This window comes from Gymnodinialimonas ulvae (genome assembly GCF_037543845.1).
Lineage (GTDB): Bacteria > Pseudomonadota > Alphaproteobacteria > Rhodobacterales > Rhodobacteraceae > Gymnodinialimonas > Gymnodinialimonas ulvae.
Window position 1 is genome coordinate 524172 of record NZ_JBBIFX010000003.1, and the last position, 18282, is coordinate 542453.

16 protein-coding genes are annotated in these 18282 nt (G+C 64.5%); 8 read left to right on the top strand and 8 right to left on the bottom strand.

Features of this window, described 5'->3' with window-relative positions:
• Positions 1-9: 9 nt before the first annotated feature.
• On the bottom strand, positions 10-999 hold the full coding sequence (locus V8J83_RS16635; RefSeq protein ID WP_339987565.1) for a glutathione S-transferase family protein: 990 nt from the start codon (positions 997-999) through the stop codon (positions 10-12).
• A 116-nt stretch (positions 1000-1115) separates the two neighbouring features.
• Positions 1116-1643, bottom strand: coding sequence for a CGNR zinc finger domain-containing protein (locus V8J83_RS16640; protein ID WP_339987566.1), 528 nt, complete (start codon positions 1641-1643; stop codon positions 1116-1118).
• Between the two features lie 227 nt (positions 1644-1870).
• Here V8J83_RS16640 and V8J83_RS16645 point away from each other — a divergent pair, with 227 nt between their 5' ends.
• The 5 genes from V8J83_RS16645 to V8J83_RS16665 all read left to right on the top strand — a co-directional run bounded on the left by V8J83_RS16645 (position 1871) and on the right by V8J83_RS16665 (position 6224).
• Complete coding sequence (locus tag V8J83_RS16645) at positions 1871-2221, top strand: hypothetical protein (RefSeq protein ID WP_339987568.1); 351 nt, start codon at positions 1871-1873, stop codon at positions 2219-2221.
• 146 nt (positions 2222-2367) lie between these two features.
• On the top strand, positions 2368-3369 hold the full coding sequence (dgcN, locus tag V8J83_RS16650; RefSeq protein WP_339987570.1) for an N-acetyltransferase DgcN: 1002 nt from the start codon (positions 2368-2370) through the stop codon (positions 3367-3369).
• Positions 3369-4319 carry an N-acetyl-D-Glu racemase DgcA gene (dgcA, locus tag V8J83_RS16655; RefSeq protein WP_339987571.1) on the top strand — a complete coding sequence of 317 codons (951 nt, stop codon included), beginning with the start codon at positions 3369-3371 and terminating at the stop codon, positions 4317-4319. Before dgcN ends, dgcA begins: the two co-directional genes overlap by 1 nt.
• A 152-nt stretch (positions 4320-4471) precedes the next feature.
• On the top strand, positions 4472-5272 hold the full coding sequence (locus V8J83_RS16660; protein ID WP_339987572.1) for a CE1 family esterase: 801 nt from the start codon (positions 4472-4474) through the stop codon (positions 5270-5272).
• Between the two features lie 94 nt (positions 5273-5366).
• Positions 5367-6224: a D-amino-acid transaminase gene (locus tag V8J83_RS16665; protein ID WP_339987574.1), complete on the top strand. Its 858-nt coding sequence runs from the start codon at positions 5367-5369 to the stop codon at positions 6222-6224.
• 387 nt (positions 6225-6611) lie between these two features.
• On the opposite strand, the gene V8J83_RS16670 is transcribed toward V8J83_RS16665, so the two are convergent.
• The 3 genes from V8J83_RS16670 to V8J83_RS16680 form a co-directional block, all read right to left on the bottom strand.
• The gene (locus tag V8J83_RS16670; RefSeq protein WP_339987575.1) at positions 6612-7547 is read right to left on the bottom strand and encodes a calcium-binding protein; all 936 of its coding nucleotides are present in this window, start codon (positions 7545-7547) and stop codon (positions 6612-6614) included.
• 132 nt (positions 7548-7679) lie between these two features.
• Entirely contained in the window at positions 7680-8138 is a 459-nt protein-coding gene (locus V8J83_RS16675) for a VOC family protein (protein ID WP_339987576.1), read from the bottom strand.
• Between the two features lie 127 nt (positions 8139-8265).
• On the bottom strand, positions 8266-9954 hold the full coding sequence (locus V8J83_RS16680; protein ID WP_339987577.1) for a Y-family DNA polymerase: 1689 nt from the start codon (positions 9952-9954) through the stop codon (positions 8266-8268).
• A gap of 207 nt (positions 9955-10161) precedes the next feature.
• Between V8J83_RS16680 and V8J83_RS16685 the strand changes: the two genes are divergently transcribed.
• Positions 10162-10629: an MOSC domain-containing protein gene (locus tag V8J83_RS16685; RefSeq protein ID WP_339987696.1), complete on the top strand. Its 468-nt coding sequence runs from the start codon at positions 10162-10164 to the stop codon at positions 10627-10629.
• A 158-nt stretch (positions 10630-10787) separates the two neighbouring features.
• Here the strand turns inward: V8J83_RS16685 and V8J83_RS16690 are convergent, their stop codons facing one another.
• Both V8J83_RS16690 and rnr read right to left on the bottom strand, forming a co-directional pair.
• Positions 10788-12335, bottom strand: coding sequence for a lytic murein transglycosylase (locus tag V8J83_RS16690; RefSeq protein WP_339987578.1), 1548 nt, complete (start codon positions 12333-12335; stop codon positions 10788-10790).
• A gap of 152 nt (positions 12336-12487) precedes the next feature.
• Complete coding sequence (gene rnr, locus V8J83_RS16695) at positions 12488-14755, bottom strand: ribonuclease R (protein ID WP_339987579.1); 2268 nt, start codon at positions 14753-14755, stop codon at positions 12488-12490.
• Positions 14756-14914: 159 nt separating this feature from the next.
• Between rnr and V8J83_RS16700 the strand changes: the two genes are divergently transcribed.
• Positions 14915-15232: a hypothetical protein gene (locus tag V8J83_RS16700; RefSeq protein WP_339987580.1), complete on the top strand. Its 318-nt coding sequence runs from the start codon at positions 14915-14917 to the stop codon at positions 15230-15232.
• A 24-nt stretch (positions 15233-15256) separates the two neighbouring features.
• Here V8J83_RS16700 and dapE read toward each other — a convergent pair whose 3' ends face one another.
• The gene (gene dapE / locus V8J83_RS16705) at positions 15257-16411 is read right to left on the bottom strand and encodes a succinyl-diaminopimelate desuccinylase (RefSeq protein ID WP_339987581.1); all 1155 of its coding nucleotides are present in this window, start codon (positions 16409-16411) and stop codon (positions 15257-15259) included.
• A 290-nt stretch (positions 16412-16701) separates the two neighbouring features.
• Here dapE and V8J83_RS16710 point away from each other — a divergent pair, with 290 nt between their 5' ends.
• Positions 16702-18279 carry a Hint domain-containing protein gene (locus tag V8J83_RS16710; RefSeq protein WP_339987582.1) on the top strand — a complete coding sequence of 526 codons (1578 nt, stop codon included), beginning with the start codon at positions 16702-16704 and terminating at the stop codon, positions 18277-18279.
• Positions 18280-18282: the final 3 nt, after the last annotated feature.

Sequence of the window (18282 nt, forward strand, 5' to 3'; positions counted from 1 at the left end):
CGCGCAAGTTCACGCGGCACGCCTCGTGTCGCGCCCATGCGGTGCGTGCCAGTCCAGGGTCGGGTTGATGGGGATGATCCGGTGCGGGTTAATGGTTTCGTGGCTGTAATGGTAATGGCGCACGATATGGTCGAAATTGATCGTGTCCTCGACCCCCGGCATCTGGAACAGCTCGCGCGTGTAGGCCCAGAGGTTGGGATAATCGACGATCCGCGCGCGGTTGCATTTGAAATGCAGGTGATACACCAGATCGAAGCGGACCAGCGTGGTAAACAGACGCCAATCGGCCTCGGTCAGGCGATCGCCGGCGAGGTAGCGATTGACCGAGAGGATGTCTTCGATCCAATCGAGCGCCTCGAAAAGGGTGTGCACGGCCGTGTCATAGGCCTCTTGCGTGGTCGCAAAACCGGACTTGTACACGCCATTGTTGATCTCGGAATACACCCGCGCGTTGATGGCGTCGATCTGCGTGCGAAGTTCGGTGGGGTAATAATCATCGGTATTGCCGGTGACGCCGTTGAAGGCGCTATTGAACATGCGGATGATCTCGGCGCTTTCGTTGGAAACGATGGTCTCGCGCTGCGTATCCCAAAGGATCGGAACGGTCACGCGGGTCGTCACATCGGGCCGGGCCTTGGTGTAGAGGTCGCGGGCAAACGGCAGGCCATAGAGCGTATCACCGGTGGCATCGGGAAAATCGGTCCCGAACGTCCAGCCATCGCCAAGCATGTCGGGATGCACGATGGAGATGTCGATATGCGGCTCCAGCCCCTTGAGCGCGCGGAAGATCAGCGTGCGGTTGGCCCAGGGGCAGGCATGCGACACATACAGATGGTAGCGCCCGCTTTCGGCCTTGAAGCCATCGGTGCCGGTGGGCCCGGCGCTTCCATCGGGGGTGATCCAGTTGCGAAACTGCGCCTCGGTGCGCTTGAACGCGCCGCCGGAGGATTTGGTATCATACCATTGGTCGTGCCATTCGCCGTCGATCAACTGACCCATCGGGAAACTCCTTCGCTGTGCCTGGCGCTGAAATATCGCCCCACCGGCACGCCATAAACGCCCAAAGGCGCAGGGCCGGTTCCGCATCAGCGCACAGGTAGAGGCGCGCGCGCGTGTCAGCCGGTGGCGCGTTTACGGGCGCGGTAGCTTTCGGCCTTGGCGCGGTTGCCGCACCGGGCCATGTCGCACCAGCGTCGCCCCTTGCCCCGGCCGTGGTCGATGAACAACCGCGTGCAGCGCCGACATTCCGACAGGCGGATGACCTCGGCCGAGGTCATCAGGTCATGGGCCGCCAGCGACAGGGCGTCGACCTGCGTGCAATCCGGCCCGGGGCGCATCGAAAGGCCCTGCGGCAACAGGGCGATATCGGCGCGCGACAGGCTTGCGCGGATCGCATCCTGCACCCGACCCGCGACAGACGGATCGGGCGCGTGCCCGGCGGCCATGGCGGAGAACGCGCGGTAGTACATCTCGCGCAGCGACAGGAGCGCCGGAAGCGGCGACGGGGCAACCCGCGACAAGGCCGCATCCTCCACCAAAGCGATCAGGCCCGCATGGTCGGCAAAGGCATTCTGCGCCCGCGTTTTGCCGTCATCCTCGATTGAATTCACGAATCTCAGGACCGGGTAATCGGTATTTTTCATTATGTCAGAATCGCCCGTTCATGTTGAGTGAACAGATAAAGATCGTTCTTATACAAGTACTCTGCGCTGCCGCATTTCCGCCAACGCCCTAAGAATCGGGTGGAATCCTGCACTTGTCCACCGGCCATGCCGCAGTGCCGCTAAATCGGCGGAGTTCTGTCATTGACCTGTCGTTAACCGAGATCACAGTAGGGCATGAACACCCACTGCCTACGCCTGAGGATAAGATGTCCGAATACCTGCCCAAAGAGCTGCGCGATCAGCTTCTCGCCGCGCAACGCAAGGCGAAACGCAAACGCGCGACGCGGTCGGTCCATGTCGGGGACGAGGCCTTTGCGATCCTCGACATGTCCGACAATGGCTTTGCCGTCGCAAGTGACGACACCCCGCATCTGCGCGGCCTGGTCGACATTTTCGAAGGTCCCCGGCACCTGTATCAGGCGCTGATCGTGGCCTCCGCCGAGGCGGGCGACATGATGCGCTACGACTTCAAGCGCAACACCGCCGCGATGGCGGATCCGCCGGTGGATTTCGAACAGAAGGCTCCCGGGCCCGCCGGATTGTTGTCCAAGGCCTGATCAAAACGCACGCTTCCTGCGGCAAGGATCAGCGTGGCGGGATAATCTCCCGTTGCTGGACGTATGGTGTGCGATCTTTCCGAAGTAATTGCATCCGGTCGCACGTAACCTGCGGCCGAGTTTCATTGCACCCGGGGAGCCTGACCATGATCGAAACGCCGTATCTTCTGTTCCTGGGCGACGCGCCCGACCAATTGGGCGCCAAGGTGGCGCAGGGCATCCGCGATTGGCGGCCCGAGAATGTCATCGGTCAGTTCCGCATGGACGGGTGCGGCGCGGATGTGAGGGTGGCCGATATGGACCTGGCCGGTGCGAAAGCCTCGGGCGCGAAAACGCTTGTGGTGGGCGTGGCCAACCGTGGCGGGATGATTTCGAGCGCCTGGAAGCGGGTGCTGATCGAGGCGCTGAGCGAGGGCTTCGATATCGCGTCGGGCCTGCACAACCTGCTGCGCGATGAACCTGACCTGGTGGCCGTGGCGGCGGAATACGGCCGGCAGCTGCATGATGTGCGCATCCCGTCGGTCGCCTATCCGATTGCGAACGGCGAGAAACGGTCCGGCAAGCGGTGTCTGGCGGTGGGCACGGATTGTTCGGTCGGCAAGATGTACACGGCGCTTGCGATGGACAAGGAGATGAAGGCGCGCGGGTTGAAGTCGAGCTTCCGCGCCACCGGGCAGACCGGAATTCTGGTCACCGGCGACGGCGTGCCGCTGGATGCGGTGATCGCCGATTTCATGGCCGGTGCCGTCGAATGGCTGACGCCGGACAATGACGCGGATCATTGGGACATGATCGAAGGTCAGGGGAGCCTGTTCCACGTGTCCTATTCCGGCGTGACGATGGCCTTGATCCATGGCGGGCAGCCCGATGCGCTGATCCTGTCGCACGAGCCGACGCGGACGCATATGCGCGGCCTGCCGGGTTATGATCTGCCGTCGCTGGAGGCGCTGCGCGACACGGCGCTGCCGCTGGCGCGGATCGCGAACCCGACGGCGGAGGTGGTGGGGATCTCCGTCAACACCGCCGCGATGGGCGAGGATGAGGCGATGACCTATCTGGAGGGGGTCGAAAAGCGGATGGGCCTGCCGACATGCGACCCGTTCCGGCAAGGCGCGGGCAAGCTGTGCGACGCGTTGGACGGCGTCTGATGCTGCGGATAACGCGTGACCGGTTTCGTTTGGCCGAAGTGTTCACGATCTCGCGTGGATCGCGAGCCGAAGCGCAGGTCCTGACCGTTCATATAGAAGAAGACGGCGTCACCGGGCGCGGCGAATGCGTGCCCTATGCGCGCTACGGCGAGACGCTGGACAGCGTGACGGCACAGATCGAAGCTTTCGGCGCGGGCCAGCCGCTGGCCGAGATGCCGGCCGGTGCGGCGCGCAACGCGGTCGATTGCGCGCTATGGGATCTGCAGGCAAAGCGCGCGGGCAAACGGGTATGGGAGCTCGCCGATGAACCCGCGCCCGGCCCGGTGACCAGCGCCTTTACCCTGTCGCTGGATACGCCGGACAACATGCGCGCGGCCGCCGCGAAACATCGGCACCGCCCGCTTTTGAAGATCAAGCTTGGCACGGCGGATGACATGGGGCGGCTCGAAGCCGTGCGCGCCGGGGCGCCGGATGCCGCGATCATCGTGGATGCCAACGAAGGCTGGACCGCCGACGTATATACAGACCTTGCCCCGCATCTGCTGCGCCTTGGCGTGCAGACGGTCGAACAACCCCTGCCCGCGGGCGAAGACGGAATGCTGGCCGAAATCGCGCGCCCCCTGCCGGTCTGCGCCGATGAATCCTGCCACGACCGCGCGTCCCTGCCCGCGCTCAAGGGCAAGTACGACATGGTCAACATCAAGCTCGACAAGACCGGCGGCCTGACCGAAGCGCTCAGCCTACGCGATGCCGCCCGGGCCGAGGGCTACACGGTGATGGTGGGCTGCATGGTGGGCTCCTCGCTGGCCATGGCGCCCGCGATGATCGTGGCGCAGGGGGCGGAGATCGTGGACCTCGACGGCCCGCTCCTGCTGGCCGAGGATCGCGCGACGCCCCTGCGCTTTGACGGCTCGCTGGTCCACCCCCCGGAGGCGGACCTATGGGGGTGAGACCCTGCTTCCTTGTTTCAGAAATACTCCGGGGAGCGCGAGGGGCTGGCCCCTCGCTCCCGCAAGATGCCAAAACGACCTTTCGCCGGTGTGACGCGCCGCAAATCACGCTATCTTGCCGCGCGACAGACCCTGCTTTGATGGAGCCCCCAATGCGCCTGATCCTCGCCGCCCTGCTCGGCCTTGCGACCACGCCCGCGCTGGCCTGCGGGGCGGACACAGATTGCACGATCCTGAATGGTGAGCGGACCTACCGCTACTACATGCCCGAAGGCCTCGACGGCCCGGTCGGCGCGGTTTTCCACGCCCACGGCTATCGCGGCTCGGCCCAGGGTGCGATGCGCAACGCGGCCTTGCAGAGGATGGCGGATCGGCTCGGCATGGCCCTTGTGGCGATGAACGCCGATGCGGACGATTGGAACCTCGCCCACCGGCCCCGCGAACCCGAACAGGCACAGGCGCGCGAATTCGACTACGTGCGCGCGGTGATCGAGGATGTCGCGGGCCGGGTCGACCTGAACCGGGAGCACCTGATCGCAACCGGGTTTTCGGCGGGCGGCATGATGACCTGGACGCTGGCCTGCGGCATGGGCGACACATTTGCGGGCTTCGTGCCCTATTCCGGCACCTTCTGGGCCCCGGTGCCCGACACCTGCACCAGCCCGCCCTCGCGGGTCATCCACATCCACGGGTTGCAAGATGAGGTCGTGCCCCTGCAGGGACGCCCCATCGGCCCGGCGCGGCAAGGCGACGTGATGCAGAGCTTTCAGATGTACGCCAATCACGCGGGCCTGCCCGCGCCGGAACAGGCGGAGTTCCCCCATGGTGAGGCCTGCATGGTCAGCATGGGCGACGGCCCCGGCGCGCTTGCCCTGTGCGTGTTCGAGGGCGGGCATTCCTATTCGACGGAGCGCGTGGAATGGGCGATTGAGCAGATACTGGATACCATGTGAGTTGAGATGACGCGCGCCCGGGCCGGAAAATGCGGTTCCCTTGCCCCCACGCCGGGGATAGATGCGCGCAGAAGTGCCAAAGGAGTTCAAAGCCATGACCCGCACCGTATACGTCAACGGAACCTACCTGCCCGAGCATGAGGCGACCGTGTCGATCTTTGATCGCGGGTTCCTGTTCGCCGATGGCGTCTATGAGGTGACGAGTGTTCTGGACGGCAAGCTGATTGATTTCGACGGTCATGCGAAGCGGTTGCAGCGCTCGCTGGATGAGTTGGAGATGAAGAACCCCGTCACCGATGACGAGCTTTTGGAAATCCACCGCGAATTGGTCCGCGCGAACGGGATCGACGAAGGGTTGATTTACCTGCAGGTGACGCGCGGCGCGGCGGATCGCGATTTCGCCTATCCCAGCGAGGATACCGAACCGACCATCGTTCTGTTCACGCAGGCCAAGGCGGGGCTGGCCGACAACCCGATGGCCAGGACGGGGATGAAGGTGATCTCGATCGAGGACCAACGCTGGGGCCGGCGCGACATCAAGACGGTGCAGCTTTTGTACCCGTCGATGGGCAAGATGGCGGCGAAGGCCGCGGGCGCCCATGATGCCTGGATGGTCGAGGATGGCGTCGTGACCGAAGGCACGTCGAACAACGCCTATATCGTCAAGGGCAACACGATCATCACCCGGCATCTGGGCAACGAGATCCTGCACGGGATCACCCGCGCCGCCGTGCTGCGCTTTGCGCGCGAGGCGCAGATGCAGGTCGAAGAGAGGGCGTTTTCGATGGACGAGGCGAAAGCCGCCGACGAGGCGTTCATCACCAGCGCCTCGACCTTCGTGATGCCCGTGGTGGAGATCGACGGAGCGGCCATCGGCACCGGCCAACCCGGTGCCGTCACGGCGCGGTTGCGCGAGATCTACCTTGAGGAAATGCGCAAGGCGGCCGTCTGACGGCGCCGCCCGCGCACAAGGACATGTCCTTTTAGACTATTGCTGCGGGCGCGAAATACCTGTATACAGGTATCAATCTGATCGCGTGTTTGGTATGTATGTTGCGTAATGATCAGCAAAATCCCCCAAATACAGGGGTTTGTATCGCCTAAGCCCCAAAAATCGGGCAGGCTCAAGCGCAGTGTGCGTAAACTGCGTATCTGTGTAACGAGTGCGCCGTCTTATGCGGCGACCGCGTAAAACAATTCGCTGCTCGTCATAGGGGGACGAGCAGCCTCTCTTTCCCCTCTAACGGTATTCTGGTGATGCGACCGGCTCGGAAACGGGTCGGATCGATCCGCCGTTCGGCACATCCCACACGCGGCGATCCGGACCACGCGGCGGATCTCAGAGGGTCAGGACGTTCAGTGATCCATTGATGGCGCTGCCGGGCGTCCCGGCCAGCCCTTCGAACACAAGGATCGGGCTTTGCAGGCCATCGGGCGTGTTGAGCAAAAACAGAAGGTCGCTGCCATTGGGCGCGTCAGTCACGGTGACGCCGCTTGGGCCCATCGCCTGAAGGTCAGCGCTGAGGAAGATGACCAGCTCGACACTTTCTTGGGCAAGGTCGAAATCGGTGACGACCACCGGTTCGCTGCCGGGACCGACGACAACGTCGAATTCATCGATCCCGTCCCCACCGGTCAGGATGTCGCCATCGTCGCCAAGCAGGGTGTCGTTGCCGTCGCCGCCATCAAGAACGTCGGGCGCATCCGGCCCGGTAAACAGCGGCAGGTCCAGCGCATCAAGCAGGTCGTCATCGGCCCCGCCCGAAAGCGTGTCGGACCCGAGGAACGACACCAGGGTATCATTGCCGTCCTCCCCTTCGAGCACGTCATTGCCGATATCCCCGAACAGGAAATCATTGCCGAATCCGCCGGAGAGCGCATCGTCGCCGGCGTCGCCAAACAGGTCATCATCGCCGAACCCGCCGGTGATCGTGTCATCGCCGTTGCCCCCCTCCAGCGTATCGCGCCCGATGCTGCCGTTGACCTCATCATCGCCGCCGCTGGCCAGGACCAGGTCATTGCCGACGCCAGCCGCCACCAGGTCATCTTCGTCCGAGCCGTTGACCGTATCGTCGCCATCCCCGGCGAAGATCCTGCTGGCCCGGATGGCATCGAGCATATCGCCGCCGTCGGTGCCGGGCAGCGCGATGCGGGTATCGTCACTTTCGTTGGAAATGGGCTCGGACGCGTCGCTATCATCGTCGCTATCGTCATCACCACCAATAAAGGTCAGACCGATCCCAAGCACCAAAAGCGGGATAATCAGGAAATCCATGAAACTCTTCCAAGACTCGTTAAGAAACAACGATCAACTTTACACACAGCCTGCGAAACGAAAGCATTAATGTCGAAATTTCGGCAAAATCCGGAAAACAATCTGTTTCGGGTTTTTCCGAGTGTGCGTCAATTAATTGGTTAATAGATCGGAATGGAACGCCACCAATTCGACGGTATTGCCCTCGGGATCTTCGGTGAACACCCCGCGCCAGCCGACCCAGTCGAAATGCTCCACACGGTAGGTCAGGCCATGGGCGTCGTACCAGGCCATCGCGGCTTCCTGCTCGGCGAAGGCCATGCTGAGGGCGATGTGATGAAGGGACGACCGCGCACCGGTTTCGGGCACGTCCGGGCCGGTGGCCGGCGGGCCGGCGGGCCCCGACATCGCTTTGTCGAACAGCGCCAGAACCTGCGTATGGCCGCCGAACCCTTCGGCGATGCGAAAGAACACGATGCCCGCGGCGGCGTTGCCCCGCAGCCGCTGCAGGCCAAGGATATCCCCGTAGAACGCAGCCATGCGCGCGACATCGTTGCAGCGAATGGCGATCTCGCCCAGGGCGCGGATCGTGAAGGGAGGCGTTTGCGGCATGGGGCGAGCTTAGCGGATCTTGGCGAAAGATAAACGTTTGGCCGAAATCACCCCCGTGGGCGGAGGCTCACCCGAAATCACCCCCGTGAGCGGAGGCTCACCCGAAATCACCCCCGTGAGCGGACGCTCACCCGAAATCACCATGCGCGAACCAGCCGGAGGAGGTCAGCCCGCCATGGGCATAATAGAGCCACAGCCGCGCGCCATCTTCCGTCACCACCCGCCAGTAATCGCGCACGCCCGAGCGCCAATCGGGATCGTCGAGCCACCATTCCGGCGCGATGCGTTCCGGCCCCGTGGCGCTGAGCGTGGAGAACATGCGCCCCCGCCAACGGAATTGCGCGGGCATGTCGGCCCGATTGGGCGCATTGACCGGTTCGGGGCGAAACAGGATCAGGGGCCGGGGCCGGGTCGGTCTGGGCCAAGTGCCGGGCGGCTCGGGCTGCGACCAGGCGGCGGCAAGCGGCACGGAGGTCTTTTCGGGGGCATGGCTGTCGGCGGGGCGGGCACGGCGGATCGCATCCAGGCCCACGCGGGCGCCAAGGCGGGCGATCAGGTCGGCCATCTCGTCGCGGTCGGTGCGCGGGCGTGCGGCCTCTTGCGCCGCGATCATGCCGCCCTTGTGGGTGGTCATGTGCAGGGGTTCGGTGACGGTCGCCTCAAGGCGCAGCTGATCAATGCCGAAGCCTGCATCGATCTCATCGAGCTTCATCGCAAACAGCGGGCGCAGCATATCGGGCCGGTCGGCGGGGCGGGCCAGCCCGATCTCGATCACCTGTCGGTCGCCATCGACACGCGCCAGTTCCAACCGCATCCGCCGCGCCCCCCGCCCCTTGGCCCGCAACGCATCGCAAAGCGCCGGCAGCAGGCGGTCGAGACCGGCGAGGATGTCATCCTGCAGGCCGATGGGATCCGGCAGGCTGAGGCGGACGGCGAAATGCAACGGGGCGCGGGCGGGTGAAATCGGCTCGGGTTCCGTGCCCAGCGCCTGATCCAGCCGCCAGGTCAGCCCGCGCCCGAACCGCCGGCTCAGGTTGGCGCGCGGCAGGCCCAGCAGATCGTCGATGCGGCGCAGGCCCAGCCGCGCGAGGCCTGCGGTGGTGGCGGCCTCCACGCGCAGCGCGGCGATGGGCAGGGTGCCGATGGCCTGCCGGGTGCCACCGGGCGGCGCGATCCGGGCGACGCCGCCGCCGGTGACCTTGGCGGGCGGGGCCGCGCCGCCCTTGACCCAGTGCCGCTTGCCGGCGCGGGACCGGGTCGCGCGCGCTTCCTGGTCAATGGCGTCGCCGGTGCGGCCCTGCGCCACCCCGCCGCCACCGGCATAACGGGCGAGGGCCCAGGCGGCCCCGGCGGTATCGGCAATCCCGGCACAGACGCTGAGCCCAAGATCGCCGCAATCCTCATGGACCTGCGCAAAGAGGCGGTCCTCCCCACCAAACAGATGCGCGCAGCCGGTCAGGTCGATCACCAAGCCCTCGGGTGGTTCTTCGGCCACCCACGGGCTGAACTTGCCCGCCCATCGCCGCAACGCCGCAAGCAGCATCGCCTCGCGCGCCGGATCGGCGGGGCGGGTGAGGATGTCGGGACACATGGCCATCGCCTCGCTCAACGCCTGCCCGCGCGACAGGCCCTTGGCCTCGGCAGGCGCGGTGGTGGAAGCGATCTGGCGCAGGTTGCCAACCTCCGCCACCGTCACAAGCGGCACCTCGACCAACCCCGGCTCGGCCCTGAGCACGCGATCCGCGCCCAGGCGTGGAAACCAGAGCGACAGGATCCTGCGATGCGACGCGGTGGGGATGATGCGGCGTGTGGACATGGGACAGGGGGACAGCAGCTTTGTTCACATTTTGTTCTCAAATTAGGGCGCGTGTCGCCGGGAGTCGAGTCCAAGGATGGATGAAGCGTTTCGAGACATGACCGGGACAGCGGCTTGTCTCGGACCGCACAGATGATCCACCTGTCGCGGGCGCTTCGATTTGATAGGCTGACGCAGGTTCAAACCGAAACGCTCAAGGATGCGGATATGGAAACGCTTGCCACCCTCACCACGCGCCATGCCGGGCCCGGACGCATCGATTGGATCGGGCTGCGCCCCGTGCGGCTGGCCGACCCGATATCGGTTGAGACGGCGCACTTGGGCGAAAGCGGGCTTGAGGGCGACCACGCGCGGCCGGGCAAACGCGCGCTGAGCCTGATCCAGGCAGAGCACCTGCCGGTGATCGCAGCGCTTGCGCATATCGGGGCGGTCGCGCCCGAGACGTTGCGCCGCAACCTTGTGATCTCGGGCCTGAACCTGTCGGCGCTGCGCGGCAAACGGCTGCGCCTGGGGGAGGCGGTGGTCGAGCTGACCACACCCTGCGCCCCGTGTTCACGGATGGAAAAGGCGCTGGGTCCGGGGGGCTACACCGCGATGCGCGGCCACGGCGGGTGGTGCGCCAAGATCATCACCCCCGGCACGCTGTCCATCGGAGCGCCCGTTCTGCCGGCTTGATCGCTCCTCGGCCCGTTCGGGCCTGCTCGCAGCGCGCGTCTTTCATCTTGCCAGAAAAACCTCGGGGGGAGTCGCCTCAAGGCGACGGGGGGCAGCGCCCCCCTGAACTAAACCAAGGGGCAGCGCCCCCCCTGACCAAAGACAAAGCGCACAATGGCTCAACCCCGGCGCAGGCGCTCCAAGATCGAAAGGGACGCGTACCCATCGGGGGTCAAACCCTCGCCCTCCTGATAGGCGCGCACGGCGGCGATGGTGATCGGTCCGACGAGCCCGTCGATATTGCCGGAGTAATAGCCCGCCGCCTGCAGATGGCGCTGCATCTCCTGCCGTTCCGCAAAGCTGAGCGCGCGGTCTTCGCGGGGCCAGTCGGCGCGGAACGCGGGTCCGCCGGTGATCCGGTCGCTGAGGTGCCCGATGGCAATGACGTAGGCATCGGCGGGATTATACCGCTCGATGACCCGAAAATTGTTGAACGTAACCAACGCCACCCCTTCGGCCCCCATCGGCAACCGGATCGAGGCCGGGCCATGGTCGGGGATTGGGTCGCCATTGATCAGGCGCACGCCCTGCCCGTTCCAGAACGCGGCGCGGATGCGTTCGTGTTCGCCCGCCAGCCGGTAGTCAAACCCCTCGGGCAGACGCACCTCAAGCCCCCAGGGTTGGCCATAGGTCCATCCATGTTCGGCCAGATAATGCGCGGTGGAGGCCAGCGCATCGACGGGATTGTCGCCCCAGATGTTGCGCCGTCCGTCGCCGTTGAAATCCTGCGCATACTCCAGATAACTCGTTGGCATGAACTGCGTATGGCCCATCGCGCCGGCCCAGGAGCCGACCATGTTGCGCGGGCTTGTGTCGCCCGATTGCAGGATGCGCAGGGCGGCGATAAGCTGTTCTTCGAAGAAGTCCTGCCGCCGTCCGTCATAGGCCAGCGTCGCCATGGCCGCGATGATATCGGTGGACCCGCGCATCGCCCCATAGGCGCTCTCCAGGCCCCACACGGCGACGACGATCTCGGCCTCGACCTCGTATTGCGCCTCGATCCGGCCCAGCGTGGTGCGCCATTCGTCCATGCGGTCGCGGCCATTGCGGATCCGTTCGGGCGAGACGGCGGTATCGAGATAATCCCACAGAGCGCGCGAGAATTCGGCTTGGTTGCGGTCGCGGTCCAGCACGCGGTCCTGGATCTGCACGCCTTCAAAGGCGCGGTTGAGGGTCCCTTGGGAAATGCCCGCGGCGCGCGCACGCGTCTGGAACCCGGTGATCCAGGCCCGGAATTCAGGGTCGCGCGTGGGTTCGGGGCGGCTGGCCGCGAGGGCTTCGTCATAGGCCCGGCCACGTTCCTCGGAGCGGGCCAGCACGTCTTCGGGAACGGTGCCGCGCGGTTGCGGGCGGGGCGATCGCTCGGCGGCCAGGGCGCTGACCTCCGTGGTTGCGGGCGTTGCGGTATCGGCGTCGGCGTCACGGAGCGCACTGCTGGCCAGCGACGCGATATCAACAGGCTCTGCCGCGCGCTCGTCGATGACGTCGATGATCACCCGCGACTGGGCGGAGGCCTGCACCTCGACCACGTCCGCCGCAGCCGGGGCCACCTCTTGCGCGGGGCGCGGCACGGGGACCAACGACACCACCGGCGGCGCCGCGAAAGCCGGGGCACAGAGGGGGAGGGTCAGGGCAAATGTGAGCCGGATCATCTTGGGATGGATCATGTTCAGCCGCATGGGATTATGTGCTCGATTGCGCAACAATATAGCCGAGATTACCGTTATTTACAGGGAGTCCGTCCCGGTGCGCGGAGTCTCGCCGCAGATAATGGTGCAAAACCGGTTACCGAAAGGTGAGCCGACCCTATGCACCACCCCTATACACCCCGCTTGCGCGCGGCCTTCTTGCGCAGCTTCGTGCGCTTGCCCTTGCTGGCCCCGGCCTTGCGGCGCGTCGGGCCCTTGCGACGGCCCGAGCGGCGCGGCGTGGGGCGGGCGCGACCGTCATGTTCCAGCAGTTCGAGGATCAGCCCGCCAGTCACCGGCACGGCTTCGGCGAGTTTGACCAGAACGCGATCCCCGATGCCGATCACAAAACCGGTGTCGGCGCCCATCAGCGTCTGCGTCTCGGCATCGTAGTGGTAATATTCATCGCCCAGCGCGCGCATCGGCAAAAGCCCATCGGCCCCGGTTTCATCCAGCTTCACGAAGACCCCAAAGCGCGCAATGCCCGAGATACGGCCCGCGAATTCGGCCCCGACCCGGTCCGACAGATAGGCGGCCAGATAACGATCGTTGGTGTCGCGTTCGGCCACCATGGAACGGCGTTCGGTATCCGAGATCAGCTTGGCCGTTTCGTCCAACCGGTCGATCTCTTCGGGTGCAAGGCCATCCGTTCCCCAACCATGGGCCGTGATCAGCGCACGGTGCACGATCAGGTCGGCGTAGCGTCGGATCGGCGAGGTGAAATGCGCGTAATGCTGCAAGGCGAGGCCGAAATGGCCAAAGTTTTCCGCGTTGTAATAGGCCTGCTGCATGCTTCGCAGGGTGGAGATCGAGATCAGTTCGGAATGCTCTTCACTGGCCTGATTGAGCAGCGCGTTGAGATGCGAGGTCTTCAGGACCTGCCCCTTGGCAAGCGTCAGGCCGGAGGCCTGCGCCACCTCGCGCAGGGCGTCGAGTTTCTCCGGCGAGGGTTCTTCGTGGACCCGGAACAGAAGCGGCGTGCGCTTGGCGATCAGCGTCTCGGCGGCGCAGACATTGGCCAGCACCATGAATTCTTCTATAAGTTTGTGGGCATCCAGCCGCTCCTTGAAGGCGACGGAGGTGACCTTGCCGTCGTCGCCCAACTCGATGCGGCGTTCGGGCAGATCCAGGTCCAGCGGCTGCCGGTTTTCGCGCGCGGCCACGAGCGCCGCGTAGGCCGCGTAAAGCGGGCGGATGACATCGTCGAGCAGGGGCGCAGTGCGGTCATTGGGGGTCCCGTCCTGGGCGGCCTGCACTTCCTCGTAATGCAGCGAAGCGGGCGAGCGCATCAGGGCGCGGTGGAACGAATGGCCGCGTTTTTGACCTTTGCCATCAACGACCATCCGCACCGCGATCACGGCGCGGTCCACGCCTTCGTGCAGCGAACACAGATCGCCCGACAACGTATCGGGCAGCATCGGCACAACACGGTCGGGGAAATAGGTGGAGTTGCCCCGCTTGCGCGCCTCGCGGTCGAGCGCAGAGCCGGGGCGCACGTAATGGGCAACATCCGCGATGGCCACCCAGATGACGTGGCCGCCCGCGTTGCCGGGGTCGGTGTCGGCATGGGCGTAGCAGGCATCGTCGTGATCGCGCGCATCGGCCGGGTCGATGGTCACAAGCGGCAGATCGCGCAGGTCTTCGCGGCCCGCCATCATCGCGGGCTCGGCGGCGTCGGCCTCGGCCACCACCGCATCGGGGAAGACATCGGGAATGCCGTTTTCGTGGATCGCAATCAGCGACACGGCGCGCGGCGCACCGGGATCGCCCAAACGGTCGGTGATGCGCGCGCGCGGCAGGCCCATGCGCGCCTTGGGTCCGGCCAATTCGCCCTGGACCAATTCGCCGTCCTTCGCGCCGTGGGTGTCGCCCGAACGGACGATCCATTCCTTGTCGGACCCCTTCGATATCGGCGAAATGCGCCCGCCGTCGTCGCTTTTGCGGAAAATGCCGAGGATCTTGCGGGGGTTGGTGCCGATCTTGCGGATCAGCTTGGCGGTGTATTGGTGGTCGGCTTTGTCGGGGCCGTCGACCTCGAACAGCTTGGCGAGGATGCGGTCGCCCTCACCCACCGCCGGATCGCTCTGGCGCGGCGTGTAAAGCACGCGCGGCTCCGGCCCGTCGCCATCCCAGTTCATCGGGCGCGCAAAGAGGTCGCCATCGTGATCGGGGGCCTGCACGATCATCACACCCACGGGCGGCAGCTTGGCCGGATCACGGTAGAGGCGACCCTTCTTCTCGATATGCCCCTCGTCCTCCAGCTCCTTGAGCATGCGCTTGAGGTCGATCCGCGCAGCCCCCTTGATGCCGAAGGCTTTCGCGATGTCGCGCTTGGTCCGCTTGCCGGGATTGTCATTGATCCACGACAGGAGGTCGTCTTTGGAGGGAAGCTTGCTCATGAGATCGGGCGTATCATGGGCGTGGGGGGGCGTCATGGGGGAATTGGCGGGCGTTGGGCGCGGGTTCGGCGTGAGAACGAAGGACCCGTTCTATTGCCTCGGGCCGATGATCCTTAGTATCAGGGCAGAGTGCCGTCAGGATAGGAGCAAGTTAAAGCCGTGAACGACCAAGACCTCGAATCCTTCGTCGAAAATGAAATCAGGATCGCGGAGGGACATATCCGCAAAGATGCGCGCTTTACCTTTATCGTTTCCATTCTGTGTATTGGCTTCACTGCAACCGCAACGATTGGACAGTTCTTCAATGGATTTTTCCACGGAATAGTCACATGCGCCATACTAGGCACATTGAGCTTTTTCATGATCCGAGGCGCAGCTCGTCTGACCGAGGAACGTCACGTGAGCCTTTCACGAGAAGTTAAAAACAGAACCGAGCAGCTTGAACGCATCCGATCTGAAAAACGTCGCAAGGCCTAACGAGCCTAAAGAGCGCTCGCGGGACTACTTCGCAAAGTAATCCGTCAACACCCGGCCATAGACTCGCTTGAGATCGTGGATGTCGCTTATGCGGACGCGCTCATCGACCTGATGCATGCGGTGGCCGACAAGGCCGAATTCCACCACGGGGCAGTGGTTTTTCACGAAGCGCGCGTCCGATGTGCCGCCGGTCGTGGACATCTCGGGGGTGCGGCCGGTTTCCGACGTCACGGCCTTGGCGACCAGCGAAGAGAGATCGCCGGGCGGGGTCAGGAACGACTCGCCCGAGAGCTTGGTGGTCATCTCGATGCGGGTGCCGGATTCCTCCGCCACGCGGTCGGCTTCGGCGCGAAGCCATTGGGTGAGGCTCTCGCCGGTATGGGTGTCATTGAAGCGCAGGTTGACGGTCATGCGCGTTTTGGCAGGGATCACGTTATTCGCCGGATTGCCGGTGTCGATCGTGGTGATCGCGCAGGTGGAGGCGTCGAAATGATCTGTGCCCTCATCGAGCACATGGGAGGACAGGCGATGGCCCAAGAGCGCCACGGCGGGCATCGGATTGATGACCTTGTGCAGATAGGCGGAATGCCCCTGCTTGCCGATCACCTCGAAGAATGCGGTCAGCGCGCCGCGCCGCCCGATCTTCATCATATCTCCCATCTCGGCGGGGCAGGTCGGCTCGCCCACGATGCAATGATCCATGCGTTCGCCGTTTTCGCCCATCCAATCGAGAAGCGCGATGGTTCCGTCGGTGCTTTCGCCCTCCTCATCGCCGGTGATGGCCAGCACCACCGCACCGTCGGGCGGCGTGGTGCGCACGAAGTCGATGGCGGCGGCGGCAAAGGCGGCCACGCCGGATTTCATGTCGGTCGCGCCGCGCCCATACATCCAATCGCCGTCAATCTCCGCGCCGAAGGGCGGATGGGTCCAGGCCGCTTCATCGCCGATGGGCACGACATCGGTGTGGCCGTTGAACCCGAAGGCCTTACCGTTGCCGCGTTCGCCCCATTTGGCATAGAGATTGGCGATGCCGCCCCGGTCCACGCGGGTACAGGTGAACCCCGCCTCCGACAAAAGCGCCTCCAGCAGGACAAGCGCGCCGCCTTCAAGCGGGGTGACCGAGTTGCAGCGGATCAGATCAGCGGTCAGGGCAACGGGATCAACGGGGGCGTGGGTCATGCTAACCTCAGGAAAAGACGCGGGAACCCAAAGCCTATCGGCGTGGCCGGCAGACCACAATGCGGCGCGAAGGTGGCGCGTTTGTGTTGGAGCGATGGATTTATCCACAACCGGCCTCTAGGTTAACCGGATAATAATACGCCGAGGCAGGCAGCGGATGCCGTAAAAACAAAGGCACCGCATCGAGTAGAGTAATGAGAGTTTCGCTTTGAACGCACCGCCCTTGGGTCGTGCGGATGGCTCTGTGTGATGTTTGCCTGATCTCGGCCCGAATTGGGTGAAGGCCAGCGATGCCCGCAACGGGACAAGAGCTACCGATCAACACATCCGCCTCTGCCATGCAGATGGCGCAGACGATCTTCGGGCCGGGTGTCACGGTCAACTCCGCCAGCTACACCGGGTGGAGTGAATCGTCGGGCATCTACACCAACGGCGACAGCGTCTCAAACCGGCTGACCCCATCGGATACCGGTGTGATCCTGTCCACAGGCCGGGCCCGTGACATCACCCGTTCCAGCGGCGACCCCAACCGCGTCGGCAATGAGACGACGAACACCCCCGGCCCCACAAACGACCCCGACTTCACCGCGGTCGCGGGCACGTCGACGTTTGATGCGTCGTATATCGAGGCGAATTTCATACCGACGACCGATTTCATTTCGGTGCAGTTCACCTTCGCGTCGGACGAATATCCGGAATTCACCGGTTCCATCTACAACGACGCGGTCGGCGTCTGGATCAATGGCAATCTGGTGACATCGCCCACGGTGAACGTCACGCAGATCAACTCGGTCAACCAGAACGACAACTCGACGCTGTTCAACGACAACACCAGCGACGAATTCAACACCGAGATGGACGGCTTCACCGTGACGCTGGCGCTGGTGATCCCGGTCAACAACGGGGTGCCGAACGACATCAAGATCGGCATCGCGGATGTGGCGGATGCCAATTACGACAGTTCGGTCCTGATCGCGGCGGATTCGATCCAGGGCGAATTCATCGCCTATGACGATGCCGTCGCCCGGCAGGAAGGCGTGGTCGCCGTGCTGGATGCGCTGGCCAATGACCCGACCTCGGGCGGGATCGCCTTCATCACCCATATCAACGGGATCGAGGTCAATCCGGGCGATACGATCACCCTGAATTCAGGCCATCAGGTCACGCTTCTGCCGTCCGGTGAGCTTGAGATCGTGCCGCCCCCCGATCAGACCGGGCTGGACGCCGACGAAAGCTTCAACTTCACCTATACCGCCGATGATGGCACCGGCATCACCGACACCGCCTTTGTCACGGTCACCACGATCCCGTGTTTCGTACGCGGCACGCGGATCCTCACGGAACAGGGCGAGCGTTTGGTGGAAGACCTTCGGCCCGGCGACCGGATCGAGACCCGCGACAACGGCCTGCAACCGATCCGCTGGATCGGCACGCGCACGGTCGCCGCCGAGGGGCGCCATGCCCCGGTGGTGATCGAGGCGGGCACCTTCGGGATGCATCGCCGTCTGGTCGTGTCGCCGCAGCACCGGGTGATGCTGACCCATTGGATGGCCGAGCTGATGTTCGGCGAGGACGAGGTGCTGGTTGCCGCGAAGGATCTGGTCAACGATTGCTCGGTGCGGGTGCTCGAAGGCGGCGAGGTGGAATATTATCACCTGCTGTTCGATCAGCATCAGATCATCTGGTCCGAAGGCCTGACCACCGAAAGCTTCCTGCCCGGGCCGACCGTGATCAACGACCTCGACGCGGCGGTGCAGGACGAGGTTCTGTCGTTGTTCCCCGAGATCAACCGCGCCACAAAGCAGGGCTACGGGCCATCCGCGCGGCGGCCCCTGCGGGGGTTCGAGGCCCGCGCAATGCTGGGTTAGGCG

What these genes read in the sequence shown, in the direction of transcription:
- V8J83_RS16635 (WP_339987565.1), bottom strand. Translation starts at nt 999, where the DNA reads ATGGGTCAGTTGATCGACGGCGAATGGCACGACCAATGGTATGATACC.
- V8J83_RS16640 (WP_339987566.1), bottom strand. Translation starts at nt 1,643, where the DNA reads ATGAAAAATACCGATTACCCGGTCCTGAGATTCGTGAATTCAATCGAG.
- V8J83_RS16645 (WP_339987568.1), top strand. Translation starts at nt 1,871, where the DNA reads ATGTCCGAATACCTGCCCAAAGAGCTGCGCGATCAGCTTCTCGCCGCG.
- dgcN (WP_339987570.1), top strand. Translation starts at nt 2,368, where the DNA reads ATGATCGAAACGCCGTATCTTCTGTTCCTGGGCGACGCGCCCGACCAA.
- dgcA (WP_339987571.1), top strand. Translation starts at nt 3,369, where the DNA reads ATGCTGCGGATAACGCGTGACCGGTTTCGTTTGGCCGAAGTGTTCACG.
- V8J83_RS16660 (WP_339987572.1), top strand. Translation starts at nt 4,472, where the DNA reads ATGCGCCTGATCCTCGCCGCCCTGCTCGGCCTTGCGACCACGCCCGCG.
- V8J83_RS16665 (WP_339987574.1), top strand. Translation starts at nt 5,367, where the DNA reads ATGACCCGCACCGTATACGTCAACGGAACCTACCTGCCCGAGCATGAG.
- V8J83_RS16670 (WP_339987575.1), bottom strand. Translation starts at nt 7,547, where the DNA reads ATGGATTTCCTGATTATCCCGCTTTTGGTGCTTGGGATCGGTCTGACC.
- V8J83_RS16675 (WP_339987576.1), bottom strand. Translation starts at nt 8,138, where the DNA reads ATGCCGCAAACGCCTCCCTTCACGATCCGCGCCCTGGGCGAGATCGCC.
- V8J83_RS16680 (WP_339987577.1), bottom strand. Translation starts at nt 9,954, where the DNA reads ATGTCCACACGCCGCATCATCCCCACCGCGTCGCATCGCAGGATCCTG.
- V8J83_RS16685 (WP_339987696.1), top strand. Translation starts at nt 10,162, where the DNA reads ATGGAAACGCTTGCCACCCTCACCACGCGCCATGCCGGGCCCGGACGC.
- V8J83_RS16690 (WP_339987578.1), bottom strand. Translation starts at nt 12,335, where the DNA reads ATGATCCATCCCAAGATGATCCGGCTCACATTTGCCCTGACCCTCCCC.
- rnr (WP_339987579.1), bottom strand. Translation starts at nt 14,755, where the DNA reads ATGAGCAAGCTTCCCTCCAAAGACGACCTCCTGTCGTGGATCAATGAC.
- dapE (WP_339987581.1), bottom strand. Translation starts at nt 16,411, where the DNA reads ATGACCCACGCCCCCGTTGATCCCGTTGCCCTGACCGCTGATCTGATC.
- V8J83_RS16710 (WP_339987582.1), top strand. Translation starts at nt 16,702, where the DNA reads ATGCCCGCAACGGGACAAGAGCTACCGATCAACACATCCGCCTCTGCC.